We start from the raw sequence: 16139 nt of genomic DNA, 5'->3' as shown, positions 1-16139 counted from the left end.
TCGCGTCAGGCGGCTGAGCGCGCCCACGCATCAAGCAAATGCAACAGCCGCCCCTGGAGTACGATGGAGGAATCATGAGTGAAACAACTGCCACCGGTGCCGACGTCCGCGTCCGCTTCTGTCCTTCGCCCACGGGAACGCCCCACGTCGGAATGGTCCGCACGTGCTTGTTCAACTGGGCGTACGCCCGACACACGGGGGGAACTTTCGTCTTCCGCATCGAGGATACCGACGCCGCCCGCGATTCCCAGGAGTCTTTTGACCAGATCATCGAGTCCCTCCAGTGGCTTGGCCTCGACTGGGACGAGGGGGTCGGCAAGGGAGGGCCCCATGGACCGTACCGCCAGAGCGAGCGCATGGACATTTACCGCGACGTGGCTGCGCGACTGCTGGAGGCCGGATACGCCTACGAGTCCTACTCGACCCCCGAGGAGGTCGAGGAGCGCCACCGCGCCAAGGGCGAAGACCCCAAGCTGGGCTACGACGGATTCGACCGAGACCTGAGCGACGAGCAGATCGCCGCCTACCGGGCCGAGGGGCGTCAGCCCGTGCTGCGCCTGCGCATGCCCGACGAGGACATCACCTTCACCGACCTGATCCGCGGGGAGATCACCTTCAAGGCCGGTTCCGTTCCCGACTACGTCATCGTGCGCGCCAACGGCCATCCGCTCTACACGCTAGTCAACCCCATTGATGACGCTCTCATGGAGGTTACGCACGTGCTGCGCGGGGAAGACCTGCTCTCCTCGACCCCCCGCCAGATCGTCCTCTACCGCGCGCTGGAGGCCATCGGGGTCGCGAAGTTCATGCCGCGCTTTGGCCACCTGCCCTACGTAATGGGCGAGGGCAACAAGAAGCTATCCAAGCGCGACCCCGAATCGAACCTGCTCCTGCACAAGGCTGCGGGCATGATTCCCGAGGGGCTCAACAATTATCTCGCCCTGCTGGGCTGGTCGATCGCCCCCGATCGCGACATCTTCTCAATGCAGGAGATGGCACGCGCCTTCGACATTTCCGACGTGAACCCCAATCCGGCGCGCTTCGACCAGAAGAAGGCCATCGCTATCAACGCCGAGCACATCCGGCTGCTGGACGGTGAGGACTTCCGCGACCGTCTGGTGCCCTTCCTGCACCGCGACGCCCTGGTCTCCGCCGCTTCTTTCGATGCCCTGAGCGAGCGCGAGCGTGAGATCCTCACCGAGGCAGCGCCCCTTGTCCAGACCCGCATCCAGCTGCTGGGGGAGGCCTCGGGCATGCTGGGCTTCCTTTTCGTCGCCGACGACGCCCTCGAGATCGACGACAGGGCGGCCTCGAAGCTGAAGGACAACGCCGCAGACGTCCTGGATGCCGCCATCGACGCCGTCGCCAGCCTGGCAGAGTTTACGACCGCACCCCTGGAGGCGACTCTGCGCGAGCGCATCGTCGACCAGATGGGCGTGAAGCCTCGCCTGGCTTTCGGGCCGCTGCGCGTCGCTGTCACCGGGCGTCAGGTCTCGCCCCCGCTCTTTGAGTCGATGGAGATCCTCGGCCGGGACTCCTCGCTCGCCCGTCTGCGGGCGCTGCGCGAGACGCTGGGCTGAGCGCGACGTGAGCCCCGGCCACGTCGCGCGCGCCGACGAGGCCGAGGCGCGTGATGGGCGCCACGGGTCCTCGATTTGGCACGGGCCTTGTTGTCCGCTACAGTTATCTCCTGTCGCCAGCGACGCGCAAGCGAAGCGGGAGACGCCCTATGGGGTATGGTGTAATTGGCAACACAGCTGATTCTGGTTCAGCCATTCTAGGTTCGAGTCCTGGTACCCCAGCGATCTGAAGCATGTGTTTCGGATAGGCCCCCATCGTCTAGCGGCCTAGGACGACGCCCTCTCACGGCGTTAACACCGGTTCAAATCCGGTTGGGGGTACGGATTCCGCGCGAATCAAGGCCCCCATCGTCTAGCGGCCTAGGACGACGCCCTCTCACGGCGTTAACACCGGTTCAAATCCGGTTGGGGGTACGACTGACCTCGCCACCGCCTCGGTGGCGAGGTTTTTCTTTCTCCGTCTCCCGCGTATCGACTTGTCCTTTGCAGAAAAGTTTCCCTCTCGTTGCAGTATGTCTAACCTAGGAGCAGCCCCGCGAGACGGGGACAGCTTATGGACGAGGGAGTCTTTCGTGACATACCGACACAACAGGACGTTGCTGCGTCGCGCCCTGGGCGTTGGCGCCGTCGTAGCGCTCATGGGGACAGCGCTGCCGGCGGCGTGGGCAGCGCCGAAAGCCGACGCCTCCAACGCCGCAGCGGTCGCACCGACCGCCGAGGCGGGCGCAGAAGCGACGGCAGATGAAACGCTGGTGACAATCCCCGGCAGCCACAACAAGGCCATGGGATGCGACGCCGACTGGGCCCCGGGGTGTGAGAAGGCGGCTCTGACCCGCGAGGCGACCGGCGTCTACTCCGGGACCTTCACGCTGCCCGCCGGCGAGTACGAATACAAGGTCGCCGAGGGCGGATCGTGGGATGTTTCCTTCGGACGCGGCGGCGCGGCCGACGGGGCGAACATCGCCTACACCCTGGAGACGCCCACCGAGGTAACCTTCTACTACAACAGGGCGACCCACCGCGTGTGGAACACGGTGAGCGATCGCATGGTCACGCTTCCCGGATCCCTCCAAAAGGCTCTGGGATGCACCGATAACTGGAAGCCCGACTGCACGGCGCCGCTGATGGAACCGGTCGGGGACGGCACATACACGTACGCGACGACCGCCCTGCCCGAAGGCTCCTACGAAGTCAAGGTGGCCGTCGGTGGATCCTGGAGTGAAAACTACGGGAAGGACGGGGTGGCCGGTGGCGACAACTACCAGTTTGCGACGAAAGCGAACAACCTTGTGACCTTCACCTACGATTCTTCCTCCCATAAGCTCTCCATCGCCGCCTCCGACGCACCGGTCGCAGGAACGGGGGAGCAGCGCGCCTACTGGGTGAGCACTGACATCGTCGCGTGGCCGACCTCCCTCCTGCCCCAGGGCGTCACCCGCGCGCAGGTGCTCGACGGCTCCGCCCAGCTGGTCTACGAGCTGGTCACCGCCCCAGAGGGCGGGGCGACGCTGAGCGACGGGGCTCTCACCGGTGGAACCGTTACCGCGCTGACGGTCGCCGGAGACCTGAGCGCCGAGGTGACGACCGCTCACCCCAACCTCAACGGCTACATCGCGCTGCGCGCCAGCCTCGACGAGGCCACGGCGCGTGAGGCGCTGACCGGACAGCTCGCGGTCGCCCAGAAGAAAGACGGGGTCGTCAACGCCTTCACGGGCGTCCAGATCGCACCCGTCCTGGACTCCCTCTACGCCGCGAAGGCGACCCAGGCCTCGTTCGGCGTGGGCTGGAAGGACGACGAAAAACCAACCTTCGCGCTGTGGGCTCCCACGGCAAAGAGCGTGACCCTGCTGTCCTGGAATACGAAGACCCCCCGGGGCGCCGACTCGGAGGTGGCGGGCGATCCTCAGCGCACGCCCGCGACTCGCGGCGAGGACGGGCGCTGGAGCGTGGACAACGCGGATGGGACGATCACGGAGGGCGCCCAGTACCTGTGGGAGGTACGCGTCTACGTGCCCGCATCGGGCAAGGTCGAGACCAACACGGTGACCGACCCCTACTCGGTGGGGCTCACGGTTAACTCGACGAGGTCAGTGGCCGTCAACATGAACAACGCCTCGATCGCTCCCGCCGAGTGGCAGAACACGCCGGCGCCGACGATCGCGGACGACGCCCAGCGAGCCATCTACGAGCTACACGTGCGGGACTTCTCCGCGGCAGACAAGTCGGTTCCCGAGGACATGCGCGGCACCTACATGGCGTTCACGCAGTATCAGTCCAACGGCATGCGCCACCTCAGCGAGCTGGCCGAGGCCGGAATCAACACCATTCACCTGCTCCCCACCTTCGATATCGCAACGATCCCCGAGAAGCGCGCTGATCAGAAGGTTCCGGACATCCCCGCAAACGCCGGCCCCGCCTCCGAGGCGCAGCAGGCCGCCGTGGACGCGGTGGCCGATCAGGACGCCTACAACTGGGGTTACGACCCGCTCCACTGGTTGGCTCCCGAAGGCTCCTACGCGACCGCTCTGAATCAAAACGGAGGAGCCCGCATCCGAGAGTTCCGTTCGATGGTGGGTGGCCTTCACTCGATCGGCATGCAGGTCGTGCTCGACCAGGTGTACAACCACACGCCCGCGGCCGGGCAGGACTCCCACTCGGTGCTCGACCGAATCGTTCCCGGCTACTACCAGCGCCTGAACGCCGCCGGAGCGGTCGAAACCTCGACGTGCTGTTCGAATGTGGCAACCGAGAACGCCATGAGCGAGCGGCTCATGATCGACTCGATGATCCACTGGGCGAAGTACTACCACGTCGACGGCTTCCGCTTCGATCTCATGGGCCATCACCCGGCGGCGGAGATGAAGCGCGCGCAGGAAGCACTGAAGTCCCTGACGCTGGACAAGGACGGGGTTGACGGCTCGCGTCTGTACATCTACGGCGAGGGATGGAACTTCGGCGAGGTCGCCAACAATGCTCTGTTCCGCCAGGCCACTCAGGGCCAGCTTGACGGAACCGGCATCGGCGCCTTTAATGACCGACTGCGCGATGCGGTCCACGGCGGTGGCCCCTTCGACGAGGATCATCGCGTCTTCCAGGGCTTCGGCTCGGGAGCCTTCTCGGACTTCAACGGGCTCGATACGCGTTCCGAGCAGGAACGTCGCGCGGACTACCTGCACCGCGTCGACCTGGTGAAGCTGGGACTGGCGGGCAACCTGAAGGACTACACGCTCACGACCTACGATGGGCGCAGCGTGCGCGGAGCCGAGCTCGACTACAACGGCCAGGATGCGGGCTTCGCATCCCAGCCCGCAGAGAACGTCAACTACGTCGATGCTCACGACAACGAGACGCTCTTCGACCTGGTCACGTACAAGATGCCGACGAGTGCGCCGATGGAGAATAGAGTGCGCATGTCGCTGCTCAGCCAGGCCTCGGTGGCGCTGTCCCAGTCGCCGTCCTTCTGGGCCTCGGGCACGGAGCTCTTGCGTTCCAAGTCCCTGGATCGCGACTCCTACAACTCCGGAGATCACTTCAATGCCATCGACTGGACGATGCAGGACAACGGGTTTGGACGAGGCCTTCCCGTCAAGTCCAAGAATGGTGCGGCGTGGCCTCACATGCGTCCGCTCCTGGAAAACCCCGACCTGAAGCCAACCCCGGCGCAGATCGAGGCCTCCTCGCAGGCCGCGATGGACTTCCTGCGCGTGCGCTCCTCCTCGCGGCTGTTTACGCTGGGCAGCACTGACCTCGTTCGTGCCAAGGTAACCTTCCCGAACTCCGGGGCGAGCGCGGTCGACGGAACGATCATGATGCTCATCGACGACCAGGTTGGTGCGCGCGATGACATCGATCCGGCGATCGACGGCGCCCTTGTCGTCTTCAACGCGACCGGGCAGACGCTCACGCAGCGTGTCGATGGCCTCGCGGGGCGCGCGTTCGCGTTGCACGAGGCTCAGGCGCAGGGAACCGACGAGGTCGTCAAGGCGGCGTCCTTTGACGCGCGGACGGGCACGGTCACGGTTCCTGCCCGCACCGTCGCCGTGTTCACCCAACCGACGGGTGCTCGCGTCGATCCTGCCCCCGACGCCTCGCAGGCGCGCTGGATGCAAGCGGGAGACGGCCGCTGGTGGCTGCGCTACCCGGATGGCACATTCCCCGCCGGCGAACGCATCGAACGTGACGGCGCCGTCTACTCCTTCGACTCCGAGGGCTGGATGAAGACCGGCTGGGAGAACGACGGGGGAGCGTGGCGCTACTACCGCGCGTCCGGAGCGATGGCGACGGGCTGGCTGAAGGTTGCGGGTTCCTGGTACTACCTGGATCCCGATTCGGGCGTCATGGCTACCACGTGGCTCAAGGACGGCCAGAGCTGGTACTACCTGGATCCGAGCAGCGGCGCCATGACCACCGGGTGGCTGAAGCTCGGGGCCTCGTGGTACTACCTGGACCCGGGCAGCGGCGCCATGGCCACCGGCTGGCTGAAGGTTGCGGGTTCCTGGTACTACCTGGATCCCGATTCGGGGGTCATGGCGACCACGTGGCTCAAGGACGGCCAGAGCTGGTACTACCTGGATCCGAGCAGCGGCGCCATGGCCACCGGGTGGCTGAAGCTCGGGGCCTCGTGGTACTACCTGGACCCGGGCAGCGGCGCGATGGTCACAGGCCGCGCGGTCATCGCAGGGACGGCTTACACCTTCGATGACTCTGGCCGCTGGGTTGGCTGAATGATCGCGGGGGCCGGGACGATGGGAAATCGTCCCGGCCCCCGCAGTCTTGGAGGTTCAGGGGAGGCTCCTACAGGTCCGCGGCGTCCTCAACGGTGGCGAGGAACTCCGAGAGTCGATTGGCCGCGGCCATGACGGAGGGGCCGTGCTGTCGCCCGGGCTGGCGGCCCATGCGCTCGATGGGGCCGGAGATGGACAGCGCCGCAAGGACTCGGCCCGAGGGGCCGCGAACGGGAGCAGACACGGAGGCGACGCCCGGTTCTCGCTCGCCCACGGACTGCGCCCAGCCGCGGCGGCGGACCTCGGAGAGCATGGTCGCGTTGAAGGATGCGCCGTACAGGCCTCGGTGCAGGCGGTCGGGTTCCTCCCAGGCCAACAGCACCTGGGCGGCGCTGCCGGCGCTCATCGACAGAGTCGCTCCCACGGGAATGGAGTCACGCAGGCCCATCTCGCGCTCGGAGGCCGCCACACACACCCGATAGTCGCCCTGGCGGCGGAAGAGCTGGGAGGATTCCTTGGTGTGATCGCGCAGTGCTTGAAGCACGGGCATGGAGGCCTGCAGCAGGCGGTCTTCCCCGGCGGCGGAGGACAACTCCTGGAGACGCGGCCCCAGGATGAAGCGGCCCTGCATGTCGCGGGCGACCATGCGGTGGTATTCCAGGGCGACGGCGAGGCGGTGGGCTGTGGGGCGTGCGAGCCCCGTGCTGGACACGAGTTGCGCGAGCGTTGCTGGCCCCGCCTCAAGGGCGCCCAGGACCAACGCCGCCTTATCGAGGACTCCGACACCACTGGTTGTTTGCTCATCCATACAACTATTTAATATCTCAGGTTCTGAGATGACAAGCTGTCGCATAGTGAAACACGTCAAAGTGGCGTCCGAGACGTGAGACCGGCGGGGTCGCCGTGTAGTGAAGGCGTTTCCATTAGTGGACGAAGAATGAACGACGCGCTCGTCGCCGATGCGGGGGAGCCAAGGAGGAACAATGAGCGGAACAATGGCGGAGAAAGTGTGGCGCGACCACACCGTCACCAAGGGCGAGAACGGCGCCCCCGACCTGCTCTACATCGACCTTCACCTGGTCCACGAGGTCACCAGCCCCCAGGCCTTCGAAGGTCTTCGCCTCGCCGGACGCCAGGTGCGCCGACCCGACCTGACTCTCGCCACCGAGGACCACAACACTCCCACGGTCAACATCGACCGTCCCATCGCCGACATCACCAGTCGCACCCAGATCGACACGCTGCGCAAGAACGCCCGTGAGTTCGGGATTCGCCTGCACTCCCTGGGCGACGCCGACCAGGGCATCGTCCACGTCGTCGGCCCTCAGCTGGGCCTCACCCAGCCCGGCATGACGATCGTGTGCGGCGACTCCCACACCTCGACCCACGGAGCCTTCGGCGCCCTGGCATTCGGAATCGGTACCAGCCAGGTCGAGCACGTGCTCGCCACCCAGACGCTGCCCATGGCCCCCTTCAAGACGATGGCCATCACGGTCAACGGTTCCCTGCCCGCGGGTTCGACAGCCAAGGACATCATCCTGGCCATCATCGCCAAGATCGGCACGGGCGGCGGCCAAGGGTACGTCCTGGAGTACCGCGGACAGGCCATCCGGGAGCTGTCCATGGAAGGGCGCATGACGATCTGCAACATGTCCATCGAGGCCGGCGCCCGTGCGGGCATGATTGCCCCCGATGAGACGACCTTCGCCTACATCAAGGGACGCCCCCACGCCCCCGAGGGCGAGGAGTGGGATCGCGCGGTCGAGTACTGGCGTTCCCTGGCCTCCGACGACGACGCCGTCTTCGATGCCGAGGTGGTCTTGGAAGCATCCGACATCGAACCCTTCGTCACGTGGGGAACCAACCCCGGTCAGGGCGTGCCCCTGTCGGCGTGCGTGCCCAGCCCGGAGGACTTCACCGACGAGAACAAGCGCGCGGCCGCGAAACGAGCCCTGGAGTACATGGACCTCCAGGCCGGCACACCCATGCGCGACATCGCGGTCAACACCGTGTTCATCGGGAGCTGCACCAACGGACGCATCGAGGACCTGCGCGCCGCCGCCGGCGTCCTCAAGGGACGCCGCAAGGCCGACGGCGTGCGCGTCATGGTGGTCCCCGGATCCGCCCGCGTACGCCTCCAGGCCGAGGCCGAGGGCCTCGACAAGATCTTCACCGACTTCGGCGCCGAATGGCGAAACGCCGGATGCTCCATGTGCCTGGGCATGAACCCCGACACCATGAACGCCGGAGATCGTTCGGCCTCCACCTCCAACCGCAACTTCGAAGGCCGTCAGGGCAAGGGAAGCCGCACCCACCTGGTGTCCCCGCTCGTCGCCGCTGCGACCGCCGTGCGCGGCACCCTGTCCTCCCCGGCCGACCTCTGAGACCCGCTTGCGCCACCGCCGCGCGGGAGCCGGCCACGGCCTCGCCCCCCAACGAAGAAAAGACTGACACACCCATGGAAAAGTTCACCACGCACACCGGTATCGGCGTCCCGCTGCGCCGCTCCAACGTCGACACCGACCAGATCATCCCGGCCGTCTACCTCAAGCGCGTCACCCGAACGGGCTTCGAGGATGCCCTCTTCGCCGCTTGGCGCTCCGACCCCGACTTCGTCCTCAACCAGGACGCCTACAGGGAGGGTTCCGTGTTGATCGCCGGGCCGGACTTCGGCACCGGCTCCTCGCGCGAGCACGCGGTGTGGGCGCTCAAAGACTACGGCTTCCGCGTTGTCCTCGCCCCCAAGTTCGCCGATATTTTCCGCGGAAACTCCGGCAAGCAGGGCCTGGTGACCGGCATCATCTCCCAGGAAGACTGCGAGCTTTTGTGGAAGATCCTCGAGACAGAACCCGGCACGCGGATCACCGTGTCTCTGGAAGACAAGACGTTCCGCGCCGGCGCGTTCTCGGGCACCTTCGAGATCGACGACTACGTGCGGTGGACGCTCATGGAGGGCCTGGACGACATCGCCCTGACGCTGCGCCACGAGGATGAGATCGCCGCCTACGAGGCCACCCGCCCCTCCTTCAAGCCCCGCACGCTCCCGGCGAAATACTTGCCCAAGGAAGAGGTTCTCTCCGCTCGCGACTAAAAGCGCTGCGCACACTGGCCCCTGCCTAGCTAGAGTAGGGGCCAGTTACGCATAACCGAGGAGCATCCATGTCATCCATCCTGCAAGTCGAGGGCGGCCACCCGCTGCGCGGCGAAATCAGCGTGCGCGGCGCCAAGAACTTCGTGCCCAAGGCGATGGTCGCTTCGCTGCTGGCCGACACCCCCTCCGAGCTCTACAACGTGCCGCTGATTCGGGACACGGACGTCGTGTCCAACCTGCTGAGCCTGCACGGCGTTCGAATCGACTTCGACCAGGATCGCGGCACGCTGCGCATGGATCCCTCCAACGTCAAGGTTGCCTCTCGCTCCGACATCGACACGCTCGCGGGAGCCTCGCGTATCCCGATCCTCTTCTGCGGCCCCCTCCTGCACCAGCTCGGAGAGGCGTTCATTCCCGAGCTCGGAGGGTGCGCGATCGGGGGTCGTCCCATCGACTTCCACCTCGAGACCCTGCGCAAGTTCGGCGCGATTGTGGACAAGCAGCCCGACGGGGTCCACATCAAGCGCCCCGCTTCGGGCCTTCACGGTGCCATCATCGAGCTTCCCTTCCCGTCCGTGGGCGCCACCGAGCAGACGCTGCTGACTGCTGTGCGCAACGAGGGCATCACGACCTTGAAGGGCGCGGCCATCGAGCCGGAGATCCTCGACCTCATTAACGTTTTGCAGAAGATGGGCGCGATCATCTCGGTGGACACGGACCGCACGATCCGCATCGAAGGCGTGTCCAATCTGGTGGGCTACCGCCACACGGCCCTCCCGGACCGCATTGAGGCGGCCTCGTGGGCCGCCGCCGCGCTGGCCACCCACGGTGACATCTACGTGCGCGGGGCTCACCAGCCCGACATGACGACCTTCCTCAACACCTTCCGCAAAGTGGGTGGCGCGTTCGACATCGACACGGACGGCATTCGCTTCTACCATCCCGGCGGGGAGCTGCACTCGATCGCCCTGGAGACCGCCGTGCATCCCGGCTTCATGACCGACTGGCAGCAGCCCCTCGTCGTGGCCCTCACCCAGGCTCGAGGCCTGTCGATCGTCCACGAAACCGTCTACGAGAATCGCTTCGGCTTCACCTCGGCCCTGCGCCAGATGGGCGCAAACATCCAGGTCTATCGCGAGTGCCTGGGCGGAACCCCGTGCCGATTCGGCCAAAAGAACTACTACCACTCGGCCGTCATCTCCGGCCCGATGCCCCTGCACAGCGCCGACATTGAGGTTCCCGACCTGCGCGGAGGCTTCTCGCACCTGATCGCGGCGCTCGCAGCGTCGGGAACGTCCACGGTGTCGGGCATCGACGTCATCTCGCGAGGCTACGAACACTTCACGCGCAAGCTCCACCAGCTGGACGCGCGCGTGTGCTACCTGGACGACTGAGAACGTGTCCGGACAGGTCTGCAGGCGCCGCATCTTCGTCCTGGTGTCGTCGATGTCGGCGGGTGGGCGCAGCGTGCGCCTCGGACCCCGCATCGTGCGCATTCTGCGCGGCGGAGGCTGGGAGGTCGCGGTTCGGCTGACCACGCCGGGCGACGATCCTGCCGCCCTCGCCGCCCGCGTGGGACCCGGCACGGTTGTGGCCGCCCTCGGGGGCGACGGCTACCTCAGTGCGGTCGCGCGCGGCTGCCACGACTCGGGCGCCCTCTTCGCACCCATCCCCGGCGGACGCGGTAACGACCTGTGTCGCGCCCTGCTCATCGGTCCCGACCCGCTCGCCCGCGCCCGCAGCCTCGCCGGATGCGGGTTGACCCGAGGGGAGGAGGCCGACCGCGCGGGGGGCGACTTTTCGTCCCGCGTGCGCCCCCTTGACGGCATGTGGGTGCATTCGCGCGAGGGGGAGCGCCTCGCGCTCGGCATCGTGTCGATCGGCTTGGACGCCCGGGCGAACATCCTGGCCAACGAATCCTCGCTGACCTTCGGTCCGCTGGCCTACGGCTACGGTGCCTTCGCCGCCCTGGCCTCGCACACCCCGACGCGGGTGTGTGCGACCGTGGACGGCCACGAGCGGGACATGAGCGGTTGGATCGCGTCCGTGTCCAACTCCGGCCGCTTCGGCGGAGGCATCACTTTGGTCGGTGCTTCCAATATGAGCGACGGCGTCCTCGAAGTGTGCCACGTCGGCTCCCTGCCCCTCTTCCGTGCCCTGCCCGTCCTGGCAAGCATCGTGGCGGGACGAGCGAAGAACCACCCGGCGGTGGAGGTCACCAGCGCCACGGCCGTGTCGTTCTCGGAACCCGCGGGAGTCGTCGCGATGGCCGACGGTGACCGGATCGCGACCGTTCCCTTCACCGTGGAGGCTGCTCCCGGGGTCGTCTCGGTCCTCGTGTGACGTCGCGCTCGGGCCGTGCCTGCCCGGGTGCTCGTTCCCGTAGAATTGAGCCATGAGTCCTGTCTCCGGCTTCTACGCCTTCGCTAAGGGTGTTTTGACACCCCTCATGACGCCCTGGGTGACCTTCACCGTGACCGGCGAGGAAAACTTGCCTTCCGAGGGAGGCTATCTCCTCGTCTCCAACCACCTGTCGAACGTCGATCCGCTGTGCCTGTGCTGGTACTTCATGAAACGGGACACGGCTGTGCGCTTCCTGGCGAAAAAATCGATGTTCTCCGTGCCCGTCTTCGGGTGGATCATCGCGGGAATGGGCCTGATTCCCGTCAACCGCGACTCGGATCCGGCGGCCGTCCTGGCGCCCGCGCGCGCCGCGTTGGAGGGCGGCGAGGTCGTTGGAATCTACCCGGAGGGAACCCTCACCCGCGACCCGGAGGAGTGGCCGATGCAGTTCAAGTCGGGTGCGGCGCGCCTCGCCTTGGATACCGGCGTTCCCGTCATTCCGCTCTCCCAGTGGGGAGCGCAAGAGATCATGTCTGCCTACAACTCCAAGAAGATCGACATGCGTCCGGGTCGACCCCTGTCCTATCACTTCGGGGCCCCCGTCGACCTGTCCGATCTGATCGGCCCTCAAGGGTCGGCCGACCACGAGGCCGTGAACGAAGGGACTCGGCGCATCAGCGAGGCGGTGCGGGCCGGGGTGGGGCAGCTGCGGGGTATGAGCGCCCCCGAGACCCCCTGGGATCCCGCAACCCAGGCGGGCCCGTGGTGGGAATGGGAACAGGCCAAGCGTGCGAAGAAAGCAAGGAAGGCGAAGAAACGACGCTAGTCGCGGATGTCGAGGACCGGGCGCAGGGGGATGCGAGGACAACGATCTGGAGTCTGCGGCACGAGGATGCGTCGAACGCTTCTCTGGAAGAGTCCTTCTCTCCTCGTGGTGTGGCCCCCACTCCCATCCGAGTAGAATGGGCGGGACAGGGAGGTCTCGATGAGCATGTCAACGGCAGCGGTACTGGGAACAGGGGCATGGGGAACAACGTTCGCCCAGGTCCTCGCCGACGCGGGATTGTCGGTCACCGTGTGGGGGCGCAACCCCGACACTGTCGCGTTCATCAATGGCCACGAGAACCCAACGTACCTGCCGGGTATCACCCTCTCGGATCGCATTGATGCGACCTCGGACATCGCCCAGGCCGTGGCGGGGCGGCGCCTGATCGTCGTTGCCGTTCCCGTCAGCGCGGTGCGCCCCACCCTGGAGGCCGCCCGCGCCTCCTTTGCGGACGATGTCGCGGTCCTGTCTCTGGCGAAGGGCCTTGAACTGGGATCGCTCAAGAGGGTGGATGAGATTATCGCTGAGGCCGCCTGCCTGCCGCCTGAGCGCATCGCGGTCCTGTCGGGCCCCAACCTGTCGCGCGAGATTGCCGAGCGCCACCCCACCGCGACGGTGGTCGCTGCCAGCGACGTGGAGCTGGCCAAGGACATCGCTCGGACCTGCCACAACTCCTACTTCCGCCCCTACGTGTCGGCTGACGTGGTGGGAACGGAGATGGCGGGGGCAACCAAGAACGTCATCGCCGTGGCGATCGGCGCCGCCGAGGGGATGGGACTGGGCATCAACACCCGCTCGACCCTCATCACCCGTGGCCTGGCGGAGATGACCCGCCTGGGTATCGCCCTCGGCGCAGATGCCTCGACTTTCGCAGGCCTGTCCGGGATCGGTGACCTCGTGGCCACCTGCTCCTCGCGGCTGTCGCGCAACTTCTCGCTCGGGCACCGCCTCGGCTCCGGTATGCCACTGGCCGAGGCCCTGGCGCTGTCCCCAGGGGTGGCGGAGGGCGTCGCCTCTGCCGCGCCCATCCTGAAAGTCGCCGAGTCTGTCGGCGTGGATATGCCCATCACGGGCGCCGTCGTCGAGGTTGTCGAGGGGCGCGCCAGCATCGAAGACATGGGGCGGATGCTGCTCGCGCGCCCACAGAAGATGGACGGCTGGAAGATCGAGCTGGTGTAGGCCCGACCCGTGAGTGCGAGGGATGCATTTGACGGTAGTCTTGGAACCATGACTGTGAACTCTCGTCCCCGCGTCCTCATCGTGTTTGGTGGGCGCTCCTCCGAGCATGAAGTATCCTGCGCGACGGCGGCCGGCATCCTCACCGCCATCGACCGGACCAAGTGGGACGTGATCCCGCTGGGAATCACGCGCGACGGCCAGTGGGTGCGCGTCGCCGACGACCCGTCCGCCCTGGCCTTTCGCGACGGGAAGGGCCAGTCCGTCACCGCGGGCGCGACCCGCGTGGCGCTGACCCCGGGGGAGGGCAATCTCGTTGAGCTCTCCTACGACGGCGATCCGGATTCGGCCGCCTCTCGCGTCATCGGGGTCGAAGACCTCGGCCACGTCGACATCGTCTTCCCGCTGCTGCACGGCCCCTACGGGGAAGACGGCACCATTCAGGGGCTTTTCGAGATGGCGGGCGTGCGATACGTTGGGTGCGGCGTGACCTCTTCCGCGATCTCGATGGACAAGCACCTCACGAAGACCGTCCTGGCCGCCGCCGGCATTGACGTGGGACGATGGGAGCTGGTGACCGCCCGCCAGTGGGAGTCCGATCCCGGCGCGTGTGTCGAGCGCATCGAGCGCCTCGGCTTTCCGGTCTTCGTCAAGCCCTGCCGCGCGGGTTCTTCCGTCGGGATCTCGCGCGTTACTTCCCGCGAGGACCTGCCGACGGCCATCAAGGAGGCCGCGAACCACGATCCGCGCGTCATCGTCGAGGCCTCGGTGAGCGGCCGCGAGATCGAGTGCGGCGTCCTCGGTGCTCGACCCGACTGGAGCAGCGGCACCGCGCCGCTGGGAGAGATCGTCGTTCCCGAGGGGGAATTCTACGACTACGACCACAAGTACGTCGATGACGTCGTTGGCCTGTCTTGCCCGGCCGAGGTGTCTGCCGCCTACGCCCAGCGCATCCGCGAAACAGCCTGGCGGGCGTTCGACGCGCTTGAGTGCGAGGGCCTGGCCCGCGTCGACTTCTTCCTGGACGAGGCCACCGACACGGTCATCATCAACGAGGTCAACACGATGCCCGGATTCACCCCCATTTCGATGTACCCGCAGATGTGGGCCGCGGCCGGGCTGAACTACTCTGACCTGCTCAGCGAACTACTCACCGAGGCCTCCACCCGTCCGCTCGGTCTCCGTTAGGCCCCGCCCGCCCTCTTTCAATCCCGTACCACGACACCAAAGGACACCCATGCCGACACACCCGAAGGTCACCTTGGTCACCTGCAAGGCGCAGCCCACCCTGTTCCATGGCGAGGAGGGGCTGCCCGATGAGCTGGCGGCGCGCGGTTGCGACCCCCAGGTCAAGGTCTGGAACGACCCGGATGTCGACTGGTCGGATGCGGGAATGATCGTCGTGCGCTCCGTGTCCGACTACGCCCAGGATCGCCGCGCCTTCCTGGAGTGGACCCGGTCCCTGCGCCGCGTGCAAAACTCCTGCGATGTCCTGGATTGGAACAGCGACAAGCACTACCTCAAGGAGCTCGCAGCCCTGGGGATGCCCACGATCCCGACGAATTGGCTCGAACCCGCCCAGAACCTATCCAAGCACCAGATCCACACGCGCTTCCCGGCCTTCGGCGAGTTCGTGGTCAAGCCGGCGGTGTCCTCTGGCGTGCGCGATATCGGCCGCTACACGACGGTGGATACCCGCCAGCGCCAGGCCGCGATGCGTCAGGTGCAGGGGCTCCTCGGAGAGGGGCGTTCGGTGATGATTCAGCGCTACGTCGAGGAGATCGACCTGCACGGCGAGATTTCCCTCGTGTTCTTCAACGGCTTGGTGTCCCACGCGGTTGAGAAGAGGGCTGCGCTCCATCCGTCGTCGATCACCGACCCCACCGTTCACGAGGCCGTCGTCACCGCAGAGCCGGCAGACTCCGTGGCGTGGAAGTGGGGCGAGGAGATCCGCCGGGTCTTGCACTCCTACGTTCGCTCGCGCCTGGGGCACGATGAGCAGTTCCTGTTCAATCGGGTCGACCTCGTCCCCGACGGTAAGGGTTCCTTCCTCGTCATGGAGGTGTCGCTGGTGGATGCGGACCTGTACCTGGGGGCGACCCCGAGCGCGCTGGGTAACTTCGCGGATGCCATCTCGGCTCGCGCACACTGGTGATGCACCCCACCGTCGCGGGGTAGTGCTCGAGTTTTCAAGCGCGCGCGGGTAGTGCTAAGCTCTTCCCGTTGCCTTCAGGGCGACCACGGTGGCTGTAGTTCAGTTGGTAGAGCACCTGGTTGTGGTCCAGGACGTCGCGGGTTCGAGTCCCGTCAGCCACCCCCGCAGACCCCGGCACTTTCGGTGCCGGGGTCATCGCTTTTCCAGTATGCTGGAGGCACCTGGATATGACCGGACAAAGGAG

Annotated in this window: 11 protein-coding genes and 4 tRNA genes; 14 read left to right on the top strand and 1 reads right to left on the bottom strand. The window is 66.4% G+C overall.

From position 1 onward, the window contains the following. The first annotated feature begins 74 nt into the window (after positions 1-74). From gltX to pulA, 5 genes are all read left to right on the top strand, one after another. Positions 75-1580, top strand: a complete 1506-nt coding sequence (gltX, locus tag HMPREF9006_RS02995; protein WP_034230950.1) for a glutamate--tRNA ligase — start codon at positions 75-77, stop codon at positions 1578-1580. A gap of 150 nt (positions 1581-1730) precedes the next feature. After that, positions 1731-1802: transfer RNA gene (locus HMPREF9006_RS02990), tRNA-Gln, on the top strand. A 26-nt stretch (positions 1803-1828) separates the two neighbouring features. Continuing rightward, positions 1829-1901: transfer RNA gene (locus HMPREF9006_RS02985), tRNA-Glu, on the top strand. A 20-nt stretch (positions 1902-1921) separates the two neighbouring features. Beyond that, positions 1922-1994 (top strand) — tRNA-Glu (locus HMPREF9006_RS02980). Between the two features lie 98 nt (positions 1995-2092). After that, a complete protein-coding gene (gene pulA / locus HMPREF9006_RS02975) occupies positions 2093-6304 on the top strand; it encodes a pullulanase-type alpha-1,6-glucosidase (protein WP_009212053.1) in 4212 nt (1403 codons plus the stop codon). Positions 6305-6374: 70 nt separating this feature from the next. Here the strand turns inward: pulA and HMPREF9006_RS02970 are convergent, their stop codons facing one another. Beyond that, positions 6375-7112 carry an IclR family transcriptional regulator gene (locus HMPREF9006_RS02970; protein ID WP_009212052.1) on the bottom strand — a complete coding sequence of 246 codons (738 nt, stop codon included), beginning with the start codon at positions 7110-7112 and terminating at the stop codon, positions 6375-6377. 175 nt (positions 7113-7287) lie between these two features. On the opposite strand from HMPREF9006_RS02970, the gene leuC reads away from it, so the two are divergent. The 9 genes from leuC to HMPREF9006_RS02925 all read left to right on the top strand — a co-directional run bounded on the left by leuC (position 7288) and on the right by HMPREF9006_RS02925 (position 16056). Then, positions 7288-8688: a 3-isopropylmalate dehydratase large subunit gene (leuC, locus tag HMPREF9006_RS02965; RefSeq protein ID WP_009212051.1), complete on the top strand. Its 1401-nt coding sequence runs from the start codon at positions 7288-7290 to the stop codon at positions 8686-8688. Positions 8689-8762: 74 nt separating this feature from the next. After that, positions 8763-9395: a 3-isopropylmalate dehydratase small subunit gene (gene leuD, locus HMPREF9006_RS02960; protein WP_009212050.1), complete on the top strand. Its 633-nt coding sequence runs from the start codon at positions 8763-8765 to the stop codon at positions 9393-9395. 68 nt (positions 9396-9463) lie between these two features. Further along, positions 9464-10789, top strand: a complete 1326-nt coding sequence (gene murA, locus HMPREF9006_RS02955) for a UDP-N-acetylglucosamine 1-carboxyvinyltransferase (protein WP_009212049.1) — start codon at positions 9464-9466, stop codon at positions 10787-10789. Between the two features lie 4 nt (positions 10790-10793). After that, positions 10794-11738, top strand: coding sequence for a diacylglycerol/lipid kinase family protein (locus HMPREF9006_RS02950; protein ID WP_009212048.1), 945 nt, complete (start codon positions 10794-10796; stop codon positions 11736-11738). Between the two features lie 52 nt (positions 11739-11790). After that, on the top strand, positions 11791-12564 hold the full coding sequence (locus tag HMPREF9006_RS02945) for a lysophospholipid acyltransferase family protein (protein WP_009212047.1): 774 nt from the start codon (positions 11791-11793) through the stop codon (positions 12562-12564). Between the two features lie 159 nt (positions 12565-12723). After that, a complete protein-coding gene (locus HMPREF9006_RS02940; protein ID WP_009212046.1) occupies positions 12724-13743 on the top strand; it encodes an NAD(P)H-dependent glycerol-3-phosphate dehydrogenase in 1020 nt (339 codons plus the stop codon). A 48-nt stretch (positions 13744-13791) separates the two neighbouring features. Beyond that, positions 13792-14928, top strand: a complete 1137-nt coding sequence (locus HMPREF9006_RS02935) for a D-alanine--D-alanine ligase family protein (protein WP_009212045.1) — start codon at positions 13792-13794, stop codon at positions 14926-14928. A gap of 49 nt (positions 14929-14977) precedes the next feature. Next, a complete protein-coding gene (locus tag HMPREF9006_RS02930; RefSeq protein ID WP_009212044.1) occupies positions 14978-15895 on the top strand; it encodes an ATP-grasp domain-containing protein in 918 nt (305 codons plus the stop codon). A gap of 88 nt (positions 15896-15983) precedes the next feature. After that, positions 15984-16056: transfer RNA gene (locus HMPREF9006_RS02925), tRNA-His, on the top strand. Positions 16057-16139 lie beyond the last annotated feature (83 nt).

Origin of the sequence: Actinomyces sp. oral taxon 180 str. F0310 (assembly GCF_000185285.1) — a bacterium.
Taxonomy (GTDB): domain Bacteria; phylum Actinomycetota; class Actinomycetes; order Actinomycetales; family Actinomycetaceae; genus Pauljensenia.
The sequence above is the reverse complement of the archived record's forward strand: the minus strand, read 5'-3'. Positions and strand labels throughout refer to the sequence as shown.